Here is an 891-nt window from a genome sequence, read left to right on the forward strand (position 1 = left end):
GTCAGCGTGCCGGCGACGCCGGCGAAGAACGACGCGCAGGTGACCATCGCGAGCCGCACGCGGCGCGGATCGGACCCGAGCGCGGCGACGCGCACCGGGTTGTCGCGCACCGCATTCGCGAGCCGCGCGAGCGGCGTGCGCGTCAGCGCGTGCATCGCCCACGCCGACGCGAGGCACCACGCGGCGATCACCGCATACGCCTGGACGGGTGCGCCGAAATGCCAGGCGCCCCACGGTGTGCCGCTCGCGCGGTCGATCGGCACGCCGCCGATTCCGCCGAACCAGGCCGGCACGCTCCACGCGGCGGCCGCGACGCATTCGCCGAGCCCGAGCGTGATCATCGCGAACGCGGTGCCCGCACGGCGCGTCGCGAGCAGCCCGGCGACGAAGCCGAAACCGGCACCGGCCACGCCGCCGACGAGCGGCAACAGCGGCAGCGGGCCGCCAAAGTGGTTGAACCAGTGCGCGGCCGCGAACGCACCGAGGCCCGCGAACGCCGCGTGCCCGAACGACAGCAGCCCGGTCGTGCCGAGCTGCAGGTTGTACGACAGGGCGAGCACGACGAGCGCGGCCGTCTGCGCGAGATAGCCGAGCACCGCGCCATGCGGCCACAACCACGCGGGCAGCACGACGCAGGCGGAGAACAGAGACCAGCGCACGACGCCGGCGAGCATGCGGTTACGCATCGGCACGCTCGCCGAACAGCCCGCGCGGCCGCGCGACCAGCACCGCGACGAGCAGCAGGTACGGCACCAGCGGCGCCAGCTGCGCGATCGACACCGCGGCCACGCTGTCGGGCAGCGCGATGCCGGCCCATTCCGCGAGGTCGCGCAGCGACGTGTCGCTCGCGGCCGCGACGGTCTGCGCGAAGCCGACCGCGAGCGACGCCGC

General features: G+C 75.0%; 1 protein-coding gene and 1 pseudogene. Both read right to left on the reverse strand.

Annotated features, from left to right (window positions below):
* Positions 1–686: branched-chain amino acid ABC transporter permease (locus tag G3N98_RS39370; protein WP_206151134.1), on the reverse strand; the 686-nt coding region annotated here is incomplete at its 3' end.
* Positions 679–891 (reverse strand): annotated as a pseudogene (locus tag G3N98_RS39375) (branched-chain amino acid ABC transporter permease); the annotation flags it as partial. The pseudogene G3N98_RS39375 and the gene G3N98_RS39370, both read right to left, overlap by 8 nt.

This window comes from Burkholderia sp. Tr-20390, from assembly GCF_017104595.1.
Taxonomy (GTDB): domain Bacteria; phylum Pseudomonadota; class Gammaproteobacteria; order Burkholderiales; family Burkholderiaceae; genus Burkholderia.